At 69.2% G+C, this 20,925-nt stretch carries 22 protein-coding genes; 15 read left to right on the top strand and 7 right to left on the bottom strand.

Annotation, left to right across the window (positions count from 1 at the left end; genetic code table 11):
• Positions 1–39 precede the first annotated feature (39 nt).
• Complete coding sequence (locus tag Amac_RS18580; RefSeq protein WP_218041151.1) at positions 40–801, top strand: DUF3626 domain-containing protein; 762 nt, start codon at positions 40–42, stop codon at positions 799–801.
• Positions 802–811: 10 nt separating this feature from the next.
• Here the strand turns inward: Amac_RS18580 and Amac_RS18575 are convergent, their stop codons facing one another.
• Positions 812–1,183: a DUF6247 family protein gene (locus Amac_RS18575; RefSeq protein WP_155355635.1), complete on the bottom strand. Its 372-nt coding sequence runs from the start codon at positions 1,181–1,183 to the stop codon at positions 812–814.
• 363 nt (positions 1,184–1,546) lie between these two features.
• On the opposite strand from Amac_RS18575, the gene Amac_RS18570 reads away from it, so the two are divergent.
• On the top strand, positions 1,547–2,467 hold the full coding sequence (locus tag Amac_RS18570) for a DUF6891 domain-containing protein (RefSeq protein ID WP_155355634.1): 921 nt from the start codon (positions 1,547–1,549) through the stop codon (positions 2,465–2,467).
• Positions 2,468–2,511: 44 nt separating this feature from the next.
• Here the strand turns inward: Amac_RS18570 and Amac_RS18565 are convergent, their stop codons facing one another.
• From Amac_RS18565 to Amac_RS18550, 4 genes are all read right to left on the bottom strand, one after another.
• Positions 2,512–3,642 carry a TolB-like translocation protein gene (locus Amac_RS18565; protein WP_155355633.1) on the bottom strand — a complete coding sequence of 377 codons (1,131 nt, stop codon included), beginning with the start codon at positions 3,640–3,642 and terminating at the stop codon, positions 2,512–2,514.
• On the bottom strand, positions 3,642–4,127 hold the full coding sequence (locus Amac_RS18560) for a SigE family RNA polymerase sigma factor (protein WP_155355632.1): 486 nt from the start codon (positions 4,125–4,127) through the stop codon (positions 3,642–3,644). The genes Amac_RS18565 and Amac_RS18560 overlap by 1 nt, the downstream gene beginning before the upstream one ends.
• A gap of 64 nt (positions 4,128–4,191) precedes the next feature.
• A complete protein-coding gene (locus tag Amac_RS18555) occupies positions 4,192–5,808 on the bottom strand; it encodes a hypothetical protein (RefSeq protein WP_155355631.1) in 1,617 nt (538 codons plus the stop codon).
• A gap of 108 nt (positions 5,809–5,916) precedes the next feature.
• Positions 5,917–7,131, bottom strand: a complete 1,215-nt coding sequence (locus Amac_RS18550) for an FG-GAP repeat domain-containing protein (protein ID WP_170322552.1) — start codon at positions 7,129–7,131, stop codon at positions 5,917–5,919.
• Between the two features lie 307 nt (positions 7,132–7,438).
• Between Amac_RS18550 and Amac_RS18545 the strand changes: the two genes are divergently transcribed.
• The 5 genes from Amac_RS18545 to Amac_RS18525 all read left to right on the top strand — a co-directional run bounded on the left by Amac_RS18545 (position 7,439) and on the right by Amac_RS18525 (position 10,566).
• Positions 7,439–7,759 carry a PadR family transcriptional regulator gene (locus Amac_RS18545; protein ID WP_155355629.1) on the top strand — a complete coding sequence of 107 codons (321 nt, stop codon included), beginning with the start codon at positions 7,439–7,441 and terminating at the stop codon, positions 7,757–7,759.
• Positions 7,756–8,628 (top strand): hypothetical protein, encoded by an 873-nt coding sequence (locus tag Amac_RS18540; RefSeq protein WP_155355628.1) that lies wholly within the window; start codon positions 7,756–7,758, stop codon positions 8,626–8,628. Before Amac_RS18545 ends, Amac_RS18540 begins: the two co-directional genes overlap by 4 nt.
• Before the next feature lie 703 nt (positions 8,629–9,331).
• On the top strand, positions 9,332–9,595 hold the full coding sequence (locus Amac_RS18535; RefSeq protein ID WP_155355627.1) for a CopG family transcriptional regulator: 264 nt from the start codon (positions 9,332–9,334) through the stop codon (positions 9,593–9,595).
• Entirely contained in the window at positions 9,592–10,005 is a 414-nt protein-coding gene (locus tag Amac_RS18530; RefSeq protein WP_155355626.1) for a type II toxin-antitoxin system VapC family toxin, read from the top strand. The genes Amac_RS18535 and Amac_RS18530 overlap by 4 nt, the downstream gene beginning before the upstream one ends.
• Positions 10,006–10,140: 135 nt before the next feature.
• Positions 10,141–10,566, top strand: a complete 426-nt coding sequence (locus tag Amac_RS18525; protein ID WP_218041156.1) for a VOC family protein — start codon at positions 10,141–10,143, stop codon at positions 10,564–10,566.
• Between the two features lie 61 nt (positions 10,567–10,627).
• Here the strand turns inward: Amac_RS18525 and Amac_RS18520 are convergent, their stop codons facing one another.
• Entirely contained in the window at positions 10,628–11,314 is a 687-nt protein-coding gene (locus Amac_RS18520) for a TetR/AcrR family transcriptional regulator (protein ID WP_218041150.1), read from the bottom strand.
• A gap of 148 nt (positions 11,315–11,462) precedes the next feature.
• Here Amac_RS18520 and Amac_RS18515 point away from each other — a divergent pair, with 148 nt between their 5' ends.
• From Amac_RS18515 to Amac_RS18480, 8 genes are all read left to right on the top strand, one after another.
• Positions 11,463–11,702: a hypothetical protein gene (locus Amac_RS18515; RefSeq protein WP_155355624.1), complete on the top strand. Its 240-nt coding sequence runs from the start codon at positions 11,463–11,465 to the stop codon at positions 11,700–11,702.
• A 254-nt stretch (positions 11,703–11,956) separates the two neighbouring features.
• Positions 11,957–13,120, top strand: a complete 1,164-nt coding sequence (locus tag Amac_RS18510; RefSeq protein ID WP_155355623.1) for a coiled-coil domain-containing protein — start codon at positions 11,957–11,959, stop codon at positions 13,118–13,120.
• A complete protein-coding gene (locus Amac_RS18505; RefSeq protein ID WP_155355622.1) occupies positions 13,117–15,306 on the top strand; it encodes a serine/threonine-protein kinase in 2,190 nt (729 codons plus the stop codon). Before Amac_RS18510 ends, Amac_RS18505 begins: the two co-directional genes overlap by 4 nt.
• The gene (locus Amac_RS18500; RefSeq protein ID WP_246268449.1) at positions 15,303–16,202 is read left to right on the top strand and encodes a PP2C family protein-serine/threonine phosphatase; all 900 of its coding nucleotides are present in this window, start codon (positions 15,303–15,305) and stop codon (positions 16,200–16,202) included. The genes Amac_RS18505 and Amac_RS18500 overlap by 4 nt, the downstream gene beginning before the upstream one ends.
• Positions 16,199–17,488 (top strand): vWA domain-containing protein, encoded by a 1,290-nt coding sequence (locus Amac_RS18495; RefSeq protein ID WP_155355621.1) that lies wholly within the window; start codon positions 16,199–16,201, stop codon positions 17,486–17,488. The genes Amac_RS18500 and Amac_RS18495 overlap by 4 nt, the downstream gene beginning before the upstream one ends.
• Position 17,489: 1 nt before the next feature.
• Positions 17,490–18,164: an FHA domain-containing protein gene (locus Amac_RS18490; protein WP_155355620.1), complete on the top strand. Its 675-nt coding sequence runs from the start codon at positions 17,490–17,492 to the stop codon at positions 18,162–18,164.
• 1 nt (position 18,165) lies between these two features.
• A complete protein-coding gene (locus tag Amac_RS18485; RefSeq protein ID WP_246268448.1) occupies positions 18,166–19,620 on the top strand; it encodes a GlnX family signal transduction membrane protein in 1,455 nt (484 codons plus the stop codon).
• Between the two features lie 13 nt (positions 19,621–19,633).
• Complete coding sequence (locus tag Amac_RS18480; RefSeq protein WP_155355619.1) at positions 19,634–20,458, top strand: glutamate ABC transporter substrate-binding protein; 825 nt, start codon at positions 19,634–19,636, stop codon at positions 20,456–20,458.
• Positions 20,459–20,583: 125 nt separating this feature from the next.
• Here Amac_RS18480 and Amac_RS18475 read toward each other — a convergent pair whose 3' ends face one another.
• Positions 20,584–20,895, bottom strand: coding sequence for a hypothetical protein (locus tag Amac_RS18475; RefSeq protein ID WP_155355618.1), 312 nt, complete (start codon positions 20,893–20,895; stop codon positions 20,584–20,586).
• Positions 20,896–20,925: the final 30 nt, after the last annotated feature.

Raw genomic sequence — 20,925 nt, 5'->3', positions numbered from 1 at the left:
GTCGCGGCCCTATCGTCAGGTGGCCCCCTCGACCCCCACATGCGTGTGACGCTGAACTTCCATCCGGACCGACAGGTGGGCGACCGGCTGATTTTGCTCAGCCTCGCGGACGACGGCCTCTACCACTCGCAGTTCATCACGGGCACAAGCAATGGCGGTCTGACCGCCCATTCGGGCGGGGACCGGTGGCGCTGGGAGAGCCGGATCTTCGGCGGCGCCTACGACCACGCACCCGCTCACGATCGCCCTGTCTACGGCGCACTGAACTTCCGCCATAAGCCCATCGGTGCGGCGCCGCGTTTCGGATCCGCCCATTTCAGGCTGACCACAGAGGCCCTTTCACGAGCTACGTTCTGTTATCCGGACAGCTTCTTTGAACCGTCGGCCTTCGGTGTCGTCTCCCGCATGGCACTCATCGAGTTGGCTGAGGCCGATAATCCGGACGCCCTGGATGACTACATCGAGGCCCAGGTGCACGGACCGGTCAGGCTCGACCGTGACGTGGAGGCACTGGTCCTGGATCCGAGTTACCGCGGAACCGCCGTGCAAGCTGCCGCCCACCGGCTTCCATGCCCAATTGAATGGCATGACGGCTTCCGGCTCGCCATTGATCGCCTGCGGCGCTATCCGGATTACCGCGGGCAGGAATATGTTGATCTGGCTGCCGAGATAGCCGTGGACGATCACCTCGATCCGCGGATCATCGGAACTGCGGCCGGCACGGGCCGCTATGACCCGCAGGCACTCAAAAAGGTCTGGCACTGTCTTGCGCGTTTCGGCTCGCCGTTCGAGACAAGCTAAGGCGAAGGCTCTATAGGTCCAGCTTCACGCCGAGCTCGGCAGCCCGCTCGGCCAAGGCCTCACGTAGCGGCCGCCCTGGAACATACTCTCCGCTCTCGATCTGCTCTTGCACTCGAGTGGCATGCTCCAGAACCTCTTCGTATTCGCCAGTCGCCTTCATCCGGGCTATATGCCACCAGTGCGCGAGTAGATCATTTACAGGTGAGAGGTTCAGCTCCTCGGTGGCCTTAGCCATAGCCTGCCGGTAGTCCTTGTCGAAGTGGCCGCGGTCGGCAGGAGGCAGGCACGCACGGATGTTACGAGGACTCCGATCCCCGTTCAGCGACTCGACGATCTGATCCGGAGTCCGCACGGTGATCGGCTCGTACGGCTCAGCTGTCATGTCGCCACCTCCTGCTGGAAGCGCTCCAGCCGCTGATCAACTGGACGCGCGCTCACGCCTTCGAGCGTAGCGGCTTGCCCGCCCTCAATAGTGTGAAGTGCGGCTACGCATCCCTGGACGCCTCCTGACCGGAAACGACGACCTCAGGTAGGCGCCTCGATGACGACTTGATCAAAGCATCCTTGCGGCGCTTCGCCTTCGGATCGGTGGGGGCGGGCGCTGAGCTGGGCTTCGAACCGGCCGGGGGTGACCCTCTGGTCAATGGCCCGCTAATGGCCCGAGAGCAAGCCTGACCGGCTTTCAATTAGCCGCAGTCACGGGAAACCAGGCCTCGTGTTGGCCGTTTCTGTCAATGTGATCAACATGCTTGCGATCACAGTGGAGACAGAGAACGGGCAGCGGCACATCCGGATAACCCCACAGGAGCTGGCCGGTCTGGTCCGCCGGATCGGCGGCGAGAACGACGAGTTCCTGGTCGTCCAGCGGATCCCCGACCTGCCCCATGTCTTCATCCAGGTGGCCCATAGGACCGGGGGCGACTACACGCTGGAGTACCGCGATGGCGCACCTGACCGGCACTTCCAGGTGATCCTCGACGGACCGGAGCCAGTGATCGCGGCGATGACCGGTTGGGCGCGCATGGAAGACGGCTGGGAGACGGGGCTGGGCTGGGTGCCGCTGGACTTGTGGCCCGGTCAGGATCCGGTGCTCCCGCTCGCGCTCGATGACGGCAATCGTGAGCGGCTCGAGAAGCGCGTCCGTAGGTCGCTGGTCGGTGGCTATGCCACGCGGGCGGATCTGGTGGAGCTCGCGGAGGAATATCTTGTCTCCGGGGATAGCCGGCCGGTCTCGCCTGAGCAGGCCCGGCGACTGGTCGACCGGATGTGGGTGGAACGGGTCGAGGAGCAGTCCGCCTGGGAGGGTGAAACGGACCCGGATCGGCTCACCCGGGCCTTCACGGCGCTGGAGGCGGCCGGCATCACGGCCCAGGAGGATTTCACTTGTTGCCGTTCGTGCGGTCAGGCAGAGATCGGTGACGTGGCCTCTCCGGACGCCCGTGGCTTCGTTTACTTCCACTCCCAGTGCACAGACGCGGCTGCGGACGGGCACGGACTGACGATCTTGTACGGCGGCTTCGACGGTTCGCCCGTGACGACGACATCAATCGGCCGGGAGGTCGTTGCGGCGCTTGGGGAGGCGGGGCTGTCGGTGGTGTGGAACGGCGAACCCGAGCAGGTCATCACGATCACACCGCTGGACTGGCGCAAACGGCTAGTCGGCTAACGTGGCTCCCGGCGTCATAAGGACCTGGTCTGTCTTGCGTTTGGTCAGTCGATCGCCGTGAGGTCGACGATCACCTTGCTGTCGCCCCTGCGGTAGGTCAGCGTGGTCGCGAGGTGGTCGAGCGAGGGGGAGTCATCGGGGCGCAGATCGGTGGTCACCCCCGTGGCCAGGTCCGCCAGCAGGTGGAAACGGTCCGACTTGGGTGATGTGAACAGCAGGAAGCGGTCCAGAGCGGGCGCGTTGTGCTGCCAGCTCGGCATGGTGCGCATTGAGGTGCCGTCCCGGCGCCCGACCCGGTCGCGGCTGACGCACCAGGTGACCGAGCAGGAGGTAGGCGCCCGCCAGGCCGGCGCGGTGCGTCGTTCGCCGGTCAGCGCGTTGACGATCTCGGCGTGCACGACGTTCGGGGGGTCCTCGAGGCGGAACCCGGGCCGGCCGAGCCACGGCCAGCGCACCATGTGCAGCCCTTTCGTGCCCTCGATCGGCCTCGGCGTGCCGCCGGTGAGCGGCACCTCGTACGCGCCGCCGGCGCCCGACCGGGTCCAGACCAGACGCCCGCCGTCGATCGCCAGGGCCAGCGGGTAGCCGGGGGCTTCGGCGATGGCGCGCTGCTCGCCTCCGGTGACAGGGGCCGTGAAGAAGGTGGTGGTCATCTTCCCCATGACCCGGCGGGCCGTCCACCAGGCCAGGCGCCCCTCGCCGACCGCGGTGTACCAGGCGCTGACGACGGTGCCCTTGGGCGCGCTCACCTTCACCAGCTGGGTCGCCGAGCCCGTCGCCAGGTCGAGCGACCACAGCCCGTCGGTCCGATCGGAGCGGCTGTCGCGGTGCGAGCCCAGCAGCGCGTGCCCTCGGTCGATCATCCCCACCACATCGTACGGCCGGCCGTCCGGCAGCCTGGCTGGAACCTCGTGCACCGCGTCCGGGTAAACCTGCTCGATGGGACGGATCGTCACCGGGGGCGGCACAACACGTTCGACGGAGCGGCCTGCCGTGACGATCGCACCGGTCCCAGCGACGGCCCCCGTCGTGAGGGCCGCGGCGAGCAGGCGCCACCACCACGCCCGGGCACGCCGGGCCCGGATCCGGGTCGTAAGGTCGGGAGGGGCCGCCGGGGCACGTTCGGCGAGGAGATGCAGGCCCGACTCCAGGTTCCGCTCGAATTCGTCGCGCATCAACGTCTCCTGACCCCGTCGGCCGTCAGTTCCCCACGCAGTCGCGCCAACCCGCGGAACGCCTGGCTGCGCACGGTGCCCTGCGAGACGCCCAGCGTGGCGGCGATCTCCTCGTCCGGCAGGCCGGTGTAATAGCGCAGCACGATCACCGCGCGCTGGCGGCGCGGCAGCCGGGCCAGCGCGTCGCTCAGATCGGAGGTCTCGTCGTAGACGTCCGGCCCGCCGTACTCGGGCGGCTCGGCCGTCGGCCGTTCCCGGGTGCGCATCCGCCAGGCGCGCACGTGCAGGCGCGTCATCGTGGTGCGGACGTAACGCTCCGGGTCGTCCTTGCGCTGGACGCGCGCCCATGAGCCGCGTAATCGGGCCAGCGCCTCCTGGACGAGGTCGGCGGCATCGTGCGGGTCACCGGACAGGACGTACCCGAAGCGCAGCAGCGCATCGGCGCGTCCGGCCACGAACTTCTCGAACTGGTCCTCATCCCGCATGTCCTCTTAGAGCATGATAGGGCCGCGTCCGTTGCACGACGGGGGCTCCAGGAGGGGCGCGGATCTAGGCTTTGCCGACGCGGCAAACGAGGATGCGCCCGTCCATGGTGCCGATGACGACGGTGTCGGGCGGGTGCGTACCGAGGGACAGCGGGACCACGGGATGGCCGTTGGCCATGAGCCTCTGGCGGCCGAGGACGTGTCCGTCGGTGGTGCGGAGCGCGAGTAGTTCACCCGAGTTGAAGGTGACGTAGACGATGCCACCGAGGGCGTCCACCGCAGTGACCTGGTGGTCGGCGGAGTGCGTCCATCGGGCGCGACCGTCGGGGTAGGACCTGCGTACCACGTGGACGTTGCCGGGCAGCAGGCCATGTCCATGGTGAAGCCAGCCCGCGTGGATCACCGCATCGCCTTCGGCATCGCTGATGAACACGCCGGGAGCATCGAGGATCTGCCTCCCGCAGACGGCATCCCACGCCAGCGGGAACAGGGGCTCGATGACGTGTCGCTCCGGGTCCAGAGCGACCACCCATTTGTCCTCGTATGGCTCCTTGCCCATGCCTTTGAGGAACAACAGAGCAGGGGCCCGGCGGATGTCGAAGAAATGGTTGAACAGGTCGTAGCGCCCCAGCTGGACCTCGGCGACCAGCGCGCCGGACGGATCAAAGACCGGCGTCGGCCGGTGCCCGCCTTCGTAGGAGGTATCGCGTACGGCGAAACGGCCGCTGTCGTCGGTAGTGATCACGGCGGGATAGCCGAGGATGTGGAGCGGTTCGCGGGAGCCGTCGGCGAGACCGACGCGCTCGATGATGGCGCGCGGATCGTCCCAGCGCCCCCTCCAGGTGTTGACGATCGCGGTCGCGCCACCGGGGTCGACGAGGATCTGGCAGCCCGTGCCGTCGGTGGGCAGCGACCACAACGGCTCGCCCGCGCCGGTCCAGCATTCGGCGGCCACCTGGTCGAGACCGGCCAAGACCCGCCCGTCGGCGAGCGCCGCGACGGCCCACACACGCCGTCGCAGCACGCGCCGTAGCCCCATCCCGGAGGCGATGGCGCGCAGAGCCGCCTCGGCGGTGGCCCGGTTGGTGTCGTCGACCCCCTCGACCGGCGTGGCCGGGAAGTCGGCGACGCGCACCGAACGCGCGGAGACGGCGGTCCAGTCGTCCAGCGTGATCGTGGTGGTCACCGCGGAGGTACCGAGCTCTTCCAGCTCGTCGTCGTCGCGTACCGACAGGGTCACCTCCAGCGTCTGCCCGTCCCGCCAGCACAGCCGGGTGACCTCACGGGACGCCTTGAGGATGGAGACGTCACGGCCGGAGTCGAGATCGAGGAGGGTCAGCTCTCCCTCGAACATGTAGCCGCCGTCGTAGGAGCCCGAACCGACGGCCAGGATCGGTCTTTCGGGATGGAAGGCCAGGGCGTTGACGGGCCAGCGCAGCTGTAACAACCACCTACACCGGAGCGTGCGGGCGTCGTAGACGCCGACGTGGTTCCAGACTCCCGTGCCAGAGGTCTTGGCGACGTCGCGCCCGGCCCACTGCGGGTAACCTGCCGATCCGCCGACGGCGATGTGTTCACCGGTGGGATCGGTCACCACCACGCGTGCTTCGCCAATCTCCGCGAACGGACCATCACCGAGGACATACCGGACAGACGCCACCGTGCCCTCTATGTCGGTCATGCTGCGCAGCCTACGGCGTCCCGAGTTCTGGGGCTTGGCGGCCGAGCCCCGGCTGGCGGCCTGGTCTGCTTCTTCGTCGTTGGCGGCGCTCCCGCCCACCGTGCCCGCCTACCAGGCGCCACTGGCGAAGCTGCTTTCGTCCTGTCGGCCATCGGTTGCCCACCACAGTGACATGGGAGGCGACATCCAGGACGACGTGAAGGCCAGCAGCAACTCGTCCCTTCCATCGTTGTCGTAGTCCGCCGCCCCCCACGGGCGCGCCGCGCGCTGCTCGTCGCTCAGCTTGCGGCCCGGCCCGACGGCCGGTGCGGACCGGTGGATCACTTCTCCGCCACGTCTAAGCCCGTCTCCCGCGCCGCGGAGGATCTCGACCCCCGAGGCTCCGTGGCCGATCGCGAGATCGTCGTGCCCGTCGCCGTCGTAATCTCCCGCCGCCATCCCGCGGGCTGGGCCGATGTTCCCGAGCACCTGTGGACTGCGCCCGGCCGCGCCGAAGTAGACCGTCACCACCCGGTCGACCCCCGGCGGTTCAGTCTCGTAGCCGGGCTCGTTATTACGGCTGCCGCTATCGGCGACCACGACGTCACCTTGGCCGTCGCCGTCGAAGTCTCCGAACGCGGCGGAGTTACCCGCGTTCAGCCTGCGGGCCCGGGGAGACAGCCCGGCGGGTCCGCCCTCGAGTAGCCACGACGGCACCTGCTCGCCATCGTCGACCAGGTATACGAGCAGGTCGGTGGCGTGGCGCCCGTCCATTCTGCTGGCGGCCAGCCGTCCGAACTCACCGCCGGTGGGTGAGGGCTGGATGGTGTGACGGCGCGGGGCGCCATCTCGGGTGAAGGGCCCGTACAGCACAGCCAGGTCGTCGCCAGGCCGATCCGGGCTCGGCACCGGCATCGCCAGGTCCGCGATGCCATCGCCGTTGAAGTCCCCCGGCACCGCCGGGCGCGAGAAGTGGTCCAGTGTGACCGGCACCTGGACGGGGGTCGGTCGCGCGTCACGCTCCACCTCTTTCGGGCCGCCCCATATGAGGTACGGCCGGCGAGGCACGTACGCACTCGTCGCCAGGCCGAACACCACCACATCGGCGAAGCCGTCGCCGTCCAGGTCGCCGGTACCCGTCCTCAGGTCGAAGTCGAAGCCCGTACCGGTCGTCACCGTGCGAGTGCCGGAGTCGAGCCCGTCCGCCGAGCCGTACACGATCGCGAGATAGGTCCGCTCGTCGGCGCGAAGGGCTGTGAAGACGAGGTCCGCGAAGCCGTCGCCGTTGACGTCGTCGGGATTGTGGCCGCCCTTGCCCTCGAGCGGCGCAGACGCTGACGGCATCGGCTCCGGGGCCGACGGTGACACGGGCGGTGACGCAGCCGGGGATGAGCCGGGCCGTCGCTCGGCGCCGCATCCACCGAGCACCAGCGCGATCAGGACTGCCACCGCGGTCCCACTCCGGATCTTCATCGCGTCTCTCGGTATCTGGGCTCAATTTGGGTCGAGACTACCTTCGCGGGCCACACCCCAATGTCGACGGACGTATGCACCGGAAGCGCGAGAAGGCTCAGGTCCCGAACACGTAGGCAGATGTGCAATTGGCCGAAAGTGCTAGCCCATATATCGGCTCCCGATATATGGTCCCCGCATGACCAAGATGACAGAGGCGACGTACTTCATCCTCGCCGCACTCCTAGAGGCCCCTCTCCACGGCTATGGGATCATCAAACGTGCAGGTGAGCAATCGGCTGGGCGGGTGAAACTCGCCGTCGGCACCCTGTACGGCGCGCTCGACCGGCTCGCGGAGGCGGGCCTGGTGGTGGTCGACCGTGAAGAGGTCGTCGACGGCCGGCCGAGGCGCTACTACAGGATCACCGACGACGGCGTCACCGCCGTCCGCGAGGAGGCCGTACGGCTTCAGCAGGCCGCCAGGGTCGTCACGGGCCAGATCGCGGTGATGGGCGCATGAGCGCCGAGGCCGCGCTCGAACGGCGCTACCGCAGTCTGCTCAGGGCCTACCCGAAGGTCTACCGCGACTGGCACGGTGAGGAACTCGTCACCACGCTGATGGCGGCGTCCGATCCGCAGACTCGCCGTCCCCCGCTCAGGGAGGCGATCGCTCTCATCGTCGGCGGTTTCGCCGCCCGCGCGCGGAACGCCAGGGCCACCGGGGCGCCCTGGTGGGCGGACGGGCTGCACCTGGGCGTGCTCGCCGTCGCGACGACCACGTTCGCCATGAAGATCGAGATGCTGCCGCATCTCATCCGGCCGATCTGGACCCTCGGCGCGATCGTGCTGATGGTGGCGATCATCCGCGGCTGGGTACGGCTGGCGCTTCCCCTGGCACTGATCGCGGCGATCGAGTCCAGCCGCTTTCTGGTCTTCCGAGGCGATGCGCTGAGGGTGGCCGACTTCGGTCCCGCCTATGTCGAGGTGTCGAGCATGATGCCCTTCTGGGTGATTGCCGCCGGCCTGGCCGTACTCGCGGTGAGGCCCGGGAAGGGCCTTCCTGCTCGATCATGGTTGTGGCTTCTTGTTCCGGCGTTCTGCTGGGGGCTGCAGTTCGCCGTCGGCCTGAGCTACGTGGAGTATCTGCCGTGGCTGCTTTCCCGGGCGGGCGTCGAGGTGCTGGTGCTCGGGGCCGTGCTCTGGGCCACGGTCGCAATTCGGGATGCCAGGTGGGCGCTCGCGGCCGCCATCTATTTGATCCCCGGCCTGACGTACCTAGGTGCGAACCTCTCGATGCACGGCAGAAAGGGCTTCGCCTACTGGGGGTTGCTCACCCTGCTCGTGATCTCGTCATTCATCGTGGCCCAACGGACCAGAGAGAAGGTCTGATCCCCCGCGAATGCGAATTGACGCGACCTATTCAGATTGAAGCCCGGTTCCGATCGCGGAGCCGGGCTTTACCTCGATTCTTTCCGGCGGGACGATCAGGAATCACCTTAGCCACTCACGAACCTGGTTCTTGCAATTCTCGATCATCCCGGAACCGAAGTGCCCCTGCCGGAGGCAACTGCTCTGTGTTCGGCAGCTCCACGAGGGCGATGACTCCAGCTGAGAGAGTGAAGCTAATGCCCACAATGGCCATCGTGATCGGTCGCCCAACGTAACGCCATGTCTTATTCCGCGCGGCTTGGAAACCAGCGGCTGTCAAGGCAACCGCCCCCAGCGCTAAGGCGGTCTTGAGCAGTTCAAGGACACTCAGCATGACGTGTGATCATAGTGGGGCCGGTTCGCGTGACAGTAAGGCAGCGGCCCTTGCGCCGCGTCGCGCAGGCCGTCACGGCTTTCGCAGCCACGCTGACCCGCGACCCGTCCAAGAATCGGATAGCCGGGCCCGGGCTGCTCAGCCCGACCCCGCGGAAATCAGCGACGACGAACTGACCTGGGCTTACGCAATTGCATAACTGCCAAAGCCGAGTACGTATGGTGACCGGCCGCTCAGCCCTCGCCGGTGCGCATCTCACCGGCGGCGGTCCACCCGACGTGAGTACGGCGCTGGCGAAGCGGCAGGAGGATAAGGGGTAGGATAGAGAGCATGAGCGAGCCTACTGGCAAGTATTCGATCACCATGCCGCGCGACATCGCGGAGGCCGCCCGGTCCCGGAGCGGCCCTTCTGGCCTGTCCGCCTACGTCGCCGCCGCCGTCGCCCGCCAGATCGAGCGCGACAACCTCAGTGAACTCATCCAGGTCGCCGAGGCCGAGCACGGCCCCATCACCGACGACGAAGTCCAGGCGCTGCGCGACCAGCTCCACCAGGCCCGGCAGGGACAGGCCCACGGTGGGGCGGACGCCGCGTGACCCGTTCTCCCGCCACCCCCGGCGGCACCCTGGTCCTCGACAGCGAGGGACTGGCCAAGGCCGTCCTGCGCGACCGCACGGTCACCGCATGGCTCGCCCTCGCCCGCGCCGACGACCTCCGCGTCATCACCTCCGCCGCCACCCTCGTCGAAGTGGTCCACCCCCGCATCAACCGGCCGGCCCTGGAGTGGACGCTGTCCCGCCTTGTCGTCGAACCGGTCACCGAACCGATCGCCCGCCACGCCGCCACACTTCTGTCCGACGCCGGCCTGCACGGGCACAAGTACGCCATCGACGCCATGCTCAGCGCCACCGCCCTCGCTGCCCCTGGCCCCGTCACGGTTCTCACCTCCGACCCTGAGGACCTGGCCACCCTGTGCGGCGGACGCGTCATCGTCATCAAGGTCTGAGCTGCGCGCGGCACTGCCACCGTCAAGAGGTTCTCGAAGAGGATGTCGAGAACGGCCTGGCGGCTCCGTCTCAGGAGCGGATGCGGCCACCGTGGCCGTACCGTACCAAGGAGACCCAGCATGGCGATTCAGCGGATGGACAACGTCCTCATCGTTGTCGACGACCTTGACGCTGTTATTTCGTTCTTCGTCGAACTTGGCATGGAGCTGGAGGGCAAGGCGCCGATCGAGGGACGTTGGGTGGAGCGTGTCATCGGGATCGACGACGTCCGGCAGGACATCGCAATGCTGCGGACCCCGGACGGCCACGGCCGAATCGAGCTGGCGATGTTCCACACGCCGAAGGCGATCAGCGCCGAGCCGAAGGACGCACCGGCGAACACGCTGGGCATTCGTCGCATCATGTTCGCCGTCGACGACATCGAGGACGTCGTTGCCCGCCTGCGCACCCACGGCGCCGAACTCGTCGGCGAGCTGGCGCAGTACGAGGACAGCTATCGGCTCTGCTACGTCCGCGGCCCCGAGGGCATCATCGTAGGACTGGCCGAACAGCTCAGCTGAAGGCTGCCGAAGGGACCGTGCACCCAAAGAACCATCCGGGCACCCGCGCCCAGCGGACCGGTCATGGCTGCTCCGCCAGGATGCGGTTCAGGTGGTAGTCCAAGGTGCGCCGCACGTCCGCCCGGGTGCGGCGCCGGTGCAGCAGGTCGAGCCCGAGCCCGGCCACGCCGCCGACGAGCAGGTCCGCCTCCCGGGCCGCGTCGGTCGAGGGCCGGGCGCCGGCCGCCGCGATCAGGGCGGCGACCAAGTGCTCCAGCGGGCTGCCCTCGTGCAGGAAGACCGCCGCCAGCGCAGGATCCGTGAGGCTCCGCGCGTAGTAGGCGGTCATCACCCGCAGGCTCGTGCGGCGCTCGTCGTCGAGCGGAAGCAGTTCCTCGAGGGTGGCACGTAGCAGCACCCGCGGGTCGGATGCGTCACGCAGCGCCGCGATCCGCTCCTGGGCCCGGCGTTCGTTCTCCCGGTGCAGCATCTGCAGCGCGGTTACCAGCAGGTGGTGCTTGTCGGTGAAGTGGTATTGCACCACCCGCGGGGACACGCCCGCCTCGGCGGCGATCTCCCGGACGGTGGCCATCTGGAGGCCGCGCTCGGCGGCGATCCGCCAGACCGCCTCGGCGATCTGGCGCCGGCGACCGGCCGGCTCCGGTGCGGCGGGTGCTGGGACCGGCGGGTTCCTGCGGGACCGGTACGCCCGGGCCTGACAGGCGCGGGAGCAGTAGATCGGGCGACGGCCGCGCGTGGACGGCCGCACTGTGCCACGACAGACCCGACATTTCATTTCGTCACGCACCCAGCCAGCCTAGCTGCTTCATTAGCGTGACGTATTGGCCATCAACTCCTTGTTGTAGACAATTTTGGATGGTCTCATTGATACGTTCGTATCTCAATGGGGGTGGATTGTGAACGAAGCCTGGTACCGGCTGGCAATGCTTCTCACGCTCGTCGCGGGCGTCTGGGAGGGCCCGATGGCGATCATCTTCCGCGCGTTCACCGACAAGGGCCCGAACGCGCTGTTGGCTGCCAACTACCTGCCCGCCCCGTGGTGCTACGTCGTCGCCGTCGCGGCGGCGGTCGTCGCGTTCGCGGTGATCGCCGTCCTGGACACCCGGCGCAAGAGGGCGATGTCCGCCGCCGGATGATCCCGCGACGGCTCCGCATCCGAGGCACTCACCGGAGCCTCGGGCAATGTGAGGCTCCGAGAGCGCAGGACCACACAGATCCACCACGATCACGCGAGGCGCGCCTTCAAGGGCTGGAGTCGGCCTGCGGACGTCGCCGGGGGCGCGTGTAGCGCGCGAATCCCGAAATTGTGTAAAGAATGGGGTGATAACAATCTTGTTCACTCGGGGAGGCGCTAGCAACGTTGGCCATGCCGAGGGCCGATGGCCCGCCGATGAGCATCGAAGGAGTCGACTTCGCGCTGCGTCGCCGTGCCGAGGAACGTGACAGGATCTCAAACGACCTGCTCGACCTCGACTCGCACCCGGGTTACCAACTGCTCGACGGAGCGCGGCTGACGGGGGAGACCCGGCGCCGCTGGGACGAAACCCAGGCCAGAGCGGTCACCCTGTGGTGGCTGTTCGACGCCTACCGGAAGGTGCTCGATCGCGCGCAGCAGCTCAGGGCAGGCAAGCCCGACCTGGCCGCGCTGACCGGGCTGCTCTCCGGCCCATCGGTTGAGCTGAAGCCGGAGAACGTACCGGTCGAGAAGCGGTCGCTGCTGCGCGCCGCGGGCGAGTGGATCACGCTGGACACGGTGGTGGCGCGGATGGACGCCGCCTACCGTGACATCGCCGCGACAGTCGCGGCCGCAGACGACGCATGGAGCGCGCTGCTCCCGCGGCTCGACGAGGCTGATCGCGCCCGCCGCTCGGCTCAGGACCTGCTGCGCGACCTGGAGGGCACCGATCCGGATCTGGATCGCATCAGTGCCGGGATCGACCGGATCCGCGCGGCGGTCACCGCCGACCCGCTCGGTTCGGCCGCCCTCGGCGCCGAACTCGACGGACTGCTCGCCGACCTCACCGCCCGTCGCGGGCTGCTGGAGCAGGCCGCGCGGATTCGAGTGGAGTACGGCGACCGGGCCCGCCGCCTGGGCGACCGCATCGCGCAAGTCGCCGAGGCCGAGATCGAGGCCCGCTCGATCAGGGACACGGTGCTCGTCAAGATCGCCTCACCCGCGCTGCCGACGCTGCCGGACCAGGCCGCCGCGTTGCTAGATCGGCTGGGCGTGCTGGCTACGGCCCGCGACCGCTGGCTGGAGCTGGTCAACCGCCTGACCGAGCTGGAAAGCGCCGTGGACGAGGCGCTGGCGCTGGCGCGGACCGCGACCGAATCGATGGCGGGCCTCATCGGCCGCCGTAACGAGCTGCGTGGCCGCCTGGAGGCCTACCACGCCAAGGTGGCTCGGCTCGGATATGCCGAGGACGCCGCGCTCCGCGAGCTGTACGGCGAGGCCCGCACCCTGCTCTGGACGGCACCGTGCGACCTGCGGCAGGCTACCGTCGCGATCTCCGCCTACCAGCGGGCGATCAGCCGGATCGGAGGGGCAGAGTGATCAAATGCGCCCAGCCGGGATGCGGCGGCACGGTTGAGGACGGGTACTGCGACCTCTGCGGCATGGCCGCACAATCCGAGACGGCGCCGCCCTCGGCTCCGCAGACCAGGCCATCCGCCCGGCTGGACATGTCGGGTACGGCGCGCACCGGGAGCAGCCGGTCGAGCCGGGGACAGCTCGGGATGGGCCTGGTCGAGGTGCCTGCCGTGCCGTACCAGGACCCGGCCGGGGTGGTGCTGGCCGACCCCCAGGTGCCGGAGGACCGGCGCTTCTGCGGCAACGCCGACTGCGGCAAGCCGGTGGGCCGCCGCAGAGGTGATCAGACGGGACGGACGGAGGGGTTCTGCCCGCACTGCGGCTGGCGGTTCTCGTTCACGCCCAAGCTCGCCAACGGCGACCTCGTCGGCGGGCAGTACGAGGTCAAGGGCTGCCTGGCACATGGTGGTCTCGGCTGGATCTACCTGGCGGCCGACCGGAACCTGGAAGGCCGGTGGGTGGTCCTGAAGGGGCTGCTCGACACCGGGGACGTGGAGGCGCTGGCCGCGGCGGAGGCCGAGCGGCGTTTCCTCACCGCGATGGACCACCCGAACATCGTTAAGATCTTCAATTTCGTCACCCACCCAGACCCCGGCACCGGGACGATGGTGGGCTACATCGTGATGGAGTACGTCGGCGGCGTGCCGCTGCAGGAGATGCTGCGCGCGCGGCTGCGGGAGAGCGACAACCATCAGGCTCTCCCGGTCGCCCAGGCCATCGCCTTCGGGCTGGAGACCCTCAAGGCCTTCGGCTATCTGCACGAGCGGGGCCTGCTGTACTGCGATCTGAAGCCCGGCAACGTCATCCAGGTGGAGGAGCAGCTCAAGCTCATCGATCTCGGCGCCGTGCGGCGGATCGACGACGAGGACAGCGCGATCTACGGAACGGTCGGGTACCAGGCGCCGGAGATCGCCGCCGACGGGCCGTCGGTCTGTTCCGACCTCTACACGGTGGGGCGCACGCTCGCCGTACTGAGCTTCCCGTTCAGCCCCGTCAGCGGCGGGTCCGCAGCTCCGCTGCCGGCCATCGACCTGAAGTACGAGTCCTACCGCCGGTTCCTGGAACGGGCGACCGACGCAGAGCCCGCCCGGCGGTTCCAGAGCACGGCGGAGATGTCCGACCAGCTCGTCGGCGTGCTCAGGGAGGTGCGCGCCGCGGAGGAGGGCGTCCCCCGCCCGGCGCAGTCCGCAACTTTCGGCCCCGAGCGGCAGGCCGTCGGAACCGAGCTCGCCCCGGCCGCCACGGGGCAGGTCTTCGGGCCGCTCGACCGCCTCGCCGCCGCGTCCGCGCTGCCCGTCCCCCTGGTGGACCCGCTCGACCCCGCCGCCGGCCTGCTCGCGGGCCTCACGTCGGGAAACCCCGCCGAGCTTGTCGCACTGCTGGAATCCGCTCCGTCCACCCCCGAGACCACACTCGCGCTGATCAGGGTGCTCAGCGAACTCGGCCGTCCGGTCCCGGACCAGCTGCTCGCGGACGCCGCAGGACAGCTGCCGGGAGACTGGCGGATCTGGTGGTATCGGGGGGTCGGGCAGCTGGCCTCGGGGGACCCCGCCGAGGCGGTGCGCATCTTCGACGGGCTCTACTCGTGGCTCCCCGGTGAGGCCGCGCCCAGGCTCGCCCTCGCGTTCGCCCTCGAAGCCGGCGGAGCGGGTCAGGAGGCAGAGCGTCACTACGCGGCCATCTGGCAGACCGACCGGTCATACGTGAGTGCCGGCTTCGGCCTGGCCAGGCTCCGGCTGGCGGGGGCTGACCGCGCCGGGGCGACCGCCGGTCTGGACGAGGTGCCCGCGACCTCCATCCACCACACCGCGGCGCAGGCGGCCGCGGTGGCGGCAGCCGTACGAGGACATGACCCCGCCGAAGGCGAACTGGTCGCCGCGGGGGAGCGGCTGCGGAACCTGAAGCTCGACGCCAGGGACCGCGACGGTCTGCTCGCGGAGGTGTTGCTGAGCGCCCTCGGCCGGGTCGCCGCCAGGCGGGCCGCCTCAGCCGGGCAGGCGACGCTGCTGGGTACGCCGCTGCACGAGAAGGGGGTGCGCGCGGAACTGGAGCGCGTCTACCGGGCACTGGCCAGATCGGCGCCATCCACTGCGGAACGGCACGACTTCGTCGACCTGGCCAACTCCATCCGCCCGAGGACGCTGTGGTGAGCGGCGCCTGCCCCACCTGCGGGACGCTCGTCCTGGTGGGCGAAGCGTACTGCGAGCAGTGCGGCCACGCCCTGGGAGCCGCCGGCTGCACCGCGTGCGGCGCCCAGGCGGTCGGGGCCGACGGTTACTGCGAGAACTGCGGCATGCTCCAGCCCTCCGGCCGCGACCACGTCGAGATCGAGTTGGAGGTCGCGGCCGGGGTGAGTGACCGCGGCCTGCGGCACAGCCGCAACGAGGACGCCATGGCGCTGACCGTGGCGGGCACGGTGGTCGCAGGAGTGGTCTGCGATGGAGTATCCACCTCGCCGCGCCCTGAGGAGGCGTCCCAGACCGCCGCCGACACCGCCGCGGCCGCCCTCGCCAAGCATCTGGAGGAGGGCGCCGACCCCGAGACCGCGACCCGCGAGGCGGTACGGCTCGCCGCCGAAGCCGTCGTCGCCTTGGCCCTGCCGGGCGAGGACGCGCCCGCCTGCACCTACGTGTCGGCGGTGGCCGGCGGGCGGCAGGTCACGATCGGCTGGGTGGGCGACAGCCGGGCCTACTGGCTCGGATCCGGGTCCGAGCTGCTGACCGGTGACGACGCCACCCCGGGGACGCACATGCTGACCGCCTGGCTGGGCGCGGACGCGGGCCACGTCATGCCGCGCATCCGCACCTTCACCCCAGACGGGCCGGGCGTGGTCCTGCTGTGCAGCGACGGCCTGTGGAATTGCTACCCCGAGCCGACGGCGCTCGCCGCCGTCGCCCTGAACGCCACTCCCCGTGCGGCGGCGCAGCGACTGACTCGGCTCGCGCTGGAGGCGGGCGGACACGACAACATAACCGTCCTGGTGATCCCTTTCGGACAGGGCGAGCAGGCCGAGACCACCGTGGTCTTCCCGAAGGAGCAGCAGTGACCGACTTCACCCTGCGCGTGGACCAGAACAAGTACCTTCCCGTGGGAAGTGGGGACGTGCACGCGATCGTCACGGTCGAGGCGAGCGGCCCGATCGAGCGCGCCGCCCCGGTCCAGGCCGCCGAGATCATCATCGTCGACGCCTCCGGCTCGATGGGCTACGACAAGATCGCCGAGGCGAGAAAGGCCGCACAGGCCGCCATCGACACCCTCCGCGACGGCGTGCACTTCGCGGTCATCGCGGGCACCCACGAAGCCGAGATCGTCTTTCCCGACCGCGCGGTGCTGGTGCCGGCGACGCCGCAGAGCAGGCACGCCGCCAAGGAGGCCGTCGCCCGATTGGTGTCCGGCGGGGGGACCTCGATGGGCCGGTGGCTGCGGCTCGCCGCGGACCTGTTCAGCGAGTACCAGCGGGCGTACCCCGGCGCGATCAAGCATGCCATCCTGCTGACGGACGGCAAGAACGAGTACGAGCGCGCTCCGGAGTTCGCCGCGAACCTGTCGTACTGCGCGGGGAAGTTCGTCTGCGACTGCCGCGGAGTGGGCGTCGACTGGGTGGTCGCCGAGCTTCGCCAGATCGCCTCCACCCTGCTCGGCAGCGTGATGGACATCCGGCGGCCCGAGGACCTGGAGGCCGACTTCCGGGCGATGACCCAGGCGGCGATGGGCAAGACGGTCGCGGACGTGGCGCTGCGCCTGTGGACGCCGCGGGCGGCGAAGCTGAGCTTCGTCAAGCAGGTCTCGCCGGCGCTGGAGGATCTGACCGGCCGCCGCACCGAGGTGGACGAGCTGACCGGCGACTACCCCACCGGAGCGTGGGGCGGTGAATCCCGCGAGTACCACATCAGCGTACGGGTGCCCGCCGGGAACGTCGGCCAGGAGATGCGCGCAGGACTGGTCAGGCTGGTCCTGCCCGAGTCCGGGGAGGTGCTGGCCAAAGGGAACATCCTGGCGCAGTGGAGTGACGACCCCGTCCAGTCGACCCGCATCAACCCCCGGGTGGCGCACTACACCGGCCAGCAGGAACTCGCCTCGCTCATCCAGGAGGGCCTGCAGGCCCGCAACGACGGCGACCTGGACACCGCGACCGCCCGGCTCGGTAAGGCCCGCGCCATCGCCGAGAAGGCCGGCAACGAGGAGACCGCCAAGCTGCTCGACAAGGTGGTCGAGGTCGACCCCGCGACGGGAACCGCTCGCCTCCGGCGGGACGTTGACAAGGCGGACGAGATCGCGCTCGACACCCGGTCGGTCCGCACCGTCCGGATGCGCAAGGACCCGGAGGCCTGAGATGGCGATCTGTCCGGCAGGGCACGATTCCGCGGACGAGGAGTACTGCGACATCTGCGGCGCGTTGCTGACGGGCACCCCGGCTCCGGCCGGCCCGGCCGCTTCGGCTCCGGCCGTCCCCTCCACCGCCGACCAACTGAACGACTGCCCCGACTGCGGGGCCCCACGCGGCGGCCGATTCTGCGAGAGCTGCGGGTACGACTTCGTCCTAGGCGGCGGGAGCCGGGGGTCGCGGCCCTCCATTTCGTCCACCCCATCTGCCCCGTCCACGGTGGCCACCGCCTGGGTCGCGGTGATCACGGCGGACCGTGGCCACTACGAGGCGACGATCGCGCAGGGCGGCCCCGACGCCACCCGCGTCGCGTTCCCGCCGTACTGCCCGGAGCGGCGGGTGCCCCTGGTCGGGCCCGAGGTCAGAATCGGGCGGCGCAGCCAATCGCGGGCGCTGTTCCCCGAGATAGACCTGGCCGGTCCGCCCGAGGATCCCGGCGTCTCCCACCTGCACGCGGTGCTGCTCGCTCAGAACGACGGGACGTGGCAGCTCGTCGACCCGGGATCGGCCAACGGAACCCTGGTCAACGGCAAGCCGGTGGAGCACAACGTGCTGATCCCCCTCGAAGACGGGAACCGCATCCACGTCGGCGCATGGACCAGCATCACGGTGCGGAAGGGCTGAGATGGCCGTTATCACCTCTACCAGCGGCCCCGCGCCCGCACCCATCCCTCCACCCGGGCCGGTAGCCGCGCCCACGCCCGCCTCTTCGCCGCAGCGCACCCCGCGGCTGCGGACGGTTCCCGGGCGGATCCGCGCCGGGGCAGGTGTCGCCGTCCTCGCCGTCGGCCTGCTGTCCGCGCTGATGGGCGTGGCTTTGGGCCACGCCGGGGACGGGCTGCGCACGATCGGGCACACAGCCGGCCCGCAGGTGGTGGCCACCGCCGACCTCTACTACGCGTTGAGCGATATGGACGCCCAGGTGGCCACCGTGTTGCTGGCCGGGGAAGAAGGCGGGCCAAGCCGTAAGGCCGCGCTGGACCGCTACGACCAGCGCCGGGCGCAGGCCGACAGCGCCGTGCTGCAGGCCGCCGACCTGGCTCGCGGCGACCCGACGGGGCAGGCGACCGTGCGTGCCGTACTGGACGGGCTCGGCCGCTACGAGCGGCTTGTGTCGCGCGCCCTCCTCCTGGATGAGCAGTCCCCGCATGTCCCGGGACCACCCTCGCAGCCGGCTCTCGACGCCTATCGCCAGGCCACCGACCTGATGCGGTTGGACCTGCTGCCCAAGGCCTACAACCTCACGCTCGACAGCGGAACCGTCGTCAGGCACGCGTACGCGGCCGAGTCGTCCGCCGTCCTGGTGGGCAGGTTCTGGGTGGCGCTCGGCGGGGCGCTCGCGCTGGCCGTTCTGGCCGCGTTGCAGGTCTTCCTGGCCCGCAGGTTTCGCCGGGCGATCAATCCAGCGCTGCTGGCGGCCACCATCGTCGTCGGCGTGCTGACCGTCGCGGGAGTGCTCGTCCTGCAGCGGGCGGCCGACGAGCTGCGGGTGGCCAAGGAGGATGGCTTCGACTCGGTTCTCGTGCTGTCCCGGGCACGCGCGATCGGAAACAGCCTGCACGGGGACGAGAGCAGGTATCTGCTTGACCCGCAGCGGGCGGACACCTATGAGCAGGTATATCTGGACAAGTCACAGTCGGTGCTCTATGTCCCCGCTGGGAACCTGGACAAGTACTACGCCGCGGTAGACCGCGCCGTGGCCGCCTTCCCCGGCGAGGCGGATTTCCTCGGCTTCTATGGCTCGGAGGCCGACCGCGTCACCGTGCCCGGCCAGCGCGAGACACTGGCCAAGGTGCTGACGCACTACCAGCAGTTCCAGCATGATGACCGGCGGATGCGGCAGCTCGCCACAGCGGGCAAGAAGAGCGACGCCGTGCGGCAGGCCATGGGTGCATCGTTCGGGGCCTACGACGATACCCTCGTCGAGTTGACCGCACTGCGCCGCCAGGCATTCGGCGCCGCCGTGGCGGCGGGCAACCGCGCCCTCGACGGCTGGGACCTGCTGTTACCTGGGGCGGCCGTCGTCGCCGGCCTGCTGATCCTGGTCGGCGTCCGGCCCCGGCTCGCCGAATACCGGTGAAGGGAAGATGTTCATGGTCACGCTGACCGGGACGGGCCGTTTGCGCCGCGCGTCCGCCTTGGTGCTGCTTGGGGCCGTCGCGCTGTTTTCGGTGCCTGCCTGCGCCGCCGGCTCGTCGATCCTCGACAAGGATTCCCTGGTCATCGGGGTGAAGCCGGACCAGCCCGGGCTGGGGATGAAGGATGCGGACGGCGAGTTCACCGGATTCGATGTCGATGTGGCCGCCTACATCGCCCGCAAGCTGGGGAAGAGCGCCAGGTTCGTCGCGACCCCCTCGTCCGAGCGGGAGAAGGCGCTCATGGAGGGCTCGGTAGATCTGGTCGTCGCAACCTATTCGATCACTCCGGAACGCAAGACGAAAGTGGCCTTCGGCGGGCCGTACTACGTCGCTCACCAGGACACCCTCGTACGGGCCGGGGAGAGCGGGATCGCCGGTGTGCGGGCACTGAAGGGGCGCAAGCTGTGCCAGGTGACCGGTTCGAATTCCTGGCGTCGCGTGAAGGAGGAACGCAAGATCGCCGTGGAGCTGGTCGAGGCCGCCTCCTACAGCGAATGCATATCCGATCTGAATGCGGGGAAGGTAGACGCGGTTTCCACCGACGACCTCATCCTGGCCGGCTTCGCCACCCCGGACTTGAAGATCGTCAACGCTCCGTTCAGCGACGAGCGGTATGGCGTGGGCATCCAGGCCGGCGACCTGGACGGCTGCGAGGCGGTCAACAAGGCCATCACGGAGATGTACCTGGACGGAACCGCCAAGAACCTGCTGCAGAAGTGGTTCGCGAAGTCCGGCCTGGCACTCACATTCACGGTTCCCCAATTCGAAGGTTGCGGCTGACCTCCGCCGCCTGCGGGTGACGTCGTTGCTGGATTACGGCCACGCCGGTCGGTTTCAGCGCATTCACCGTGCCCGGGCCTCTTCGTTCCCGCCAGTTGACCATAGCTCCCGAAAGATCGGCGTTGTCACATGCGTTCACTGGCGAGACGGACGATCTCATCTACGGTTCCCATTGGCACGCTGATCCCCATGTCCCACGTCTCGTCGTCATGGCCGATGAGGATGGCCGCCTGATCCTTGCTCACTGTCCAGAAGACGGGAGAGCCAGCGCAGGTGCCCACGGCGAGGGAACGACGAGAATCCCAATCCGCCTGCCTGATGTCGCGGAGACGTACCAAGTCCGCTACAGGTGCCCGAATGTTGAGTTCCCATGTATCGGTCTGGAGCTTCACCAAGACCACGGAGCCATCGGAACCGTCCAAGGTGACGTCAACCACGCGGCCATGATCGCACCCGGGCATCCCTCA

Source organism: Acrocarpospora macrocephala, assembly GCF_009687865.1.
GTDB classification, from domain to species: Bacteria; Actinomycetota; Actinomycetes; order Streptosporangiales; family Streptosporangiaceae; genus Acrocarpospora; species Acrocarpospora macrocephala.
Note: the sequence above shows the minus strand (reverse complement) of the source record. Positions and strands in the feature narration are given on the sequence as shown.

What these genes read in the sequence shown, in the direction of transcription:
- Amac_RS18565 (WP_155355633.1), bottom strand. Translation starts at nt 3,642, where the DNA reads ATGCGCGACGAATTCGAGCGGAACCTGGAGTCGGGCCTGCATCTCCTC.
- Amac_RS18480 (WP_155355619.1), top strand. Translation starts at nt 19,634, where the DNA reads ATGGTCACGCTGACCGGGACGGGCCGTTTGCGCCGCGCGTCCGCCTTG.
- Amac_RS18560 (WP_155355632.1), bottom strand. Translation starts at nt 4,127, where the DNA reads ATGCGGGATGAGGACCAGTTCGAGAAGTTCGTGGCCGGACGCGCCGAT.
- Amac_RS18575 (WP_155355635.1), bottom strand. Translation starts at nt 1,183, where the DNA reads ATGACAGCTGAGCCGTACGAGCCGATCACCGTGCGGACTCCGGATCAG.
- Amac_RS18580 (WP_218041151.1), top strand. Translation starts at nt 40, where the DNA reads ATGCGTGTGACGCTGAACTTCCATCCGGACCGACAGGTGGGCGACCGG.
- Amac_RS18535 (WP_155355627.1), top strand. Translation starts at nt 9,332, where the DNA reads ATGAGCGAGCCTACTGGCAAGTATTCGATCACCATGCCGCGCGACATC.
- Amac_RS18570 (WP_155355634.1), top strand. Translation starts at nt 1,547, where the DNA reads ATGCTTGCGATCACAGTGGAGACAGAGAACGGGCAGCGGCACATCCGG.
- Amac_RS18555 (WP_155355631.1), bottom strand. Translation starts at nt 5,808, where the DNA reads ATGACCGACATAGAGGGCACGGTGGCGTCTGTCCGGTATGTCCTCGGT.
- Amac_RS18550 (WP_170322552.1), bottom strand. Translation starts at nt 7,131, where the DNA reads ATGCCGTCAGCGTCTGCGCCGCTCGAGGGCAAGGGCGGCCACAATCCC.
- Amac_RS18525 (WP_218041156.1), top strand. Translation starts at nt 10,141, where the DNA reads ATGGACAACGTCCTCATCGTTGTCGACGACCTTGACGCTGTTATTTCG.
- Amac_RS18510 (WP_155355623.1), top strand. Translation starts at nt 11,957, where the DNA reads ATGAGCATCGAAGGAGTCGACTTCGCGCTGCGTCGCCGTGCCGAGGAA.
- Amac_RS18485 (WP_246268448.1), top strand. Translation starts at nt 18,166, where the DNA reads ATGGCCGTTATCACCTCTACCAGCGGCCCCGCGCCCGCACCCATCCCT.
- Amac_RS18490 (WP_155355620.1), top strand. Translation starts at nt 17,490, where the DNA reads ATGGCGATCTGTCCGGCAGGGCACGATTCCGCGGACGAGGAGTACTGC.
- Amac_RS18540 (WP_155355628.1), top strand. Translation starts at nt 7,756, where the DNA reads ATGAGCGCCGAGGCCGCGCTCGAACGGCGCTACCGCAGTCTGCTCAGG.
- Amac_RS18545 (WP_155355629.1), top strand. Translation starts at nt 7,439, where the DNA reads ATGACCAAGATGACAGAGGCGACGTACTTCATCCTCGCCGCACTCCTA.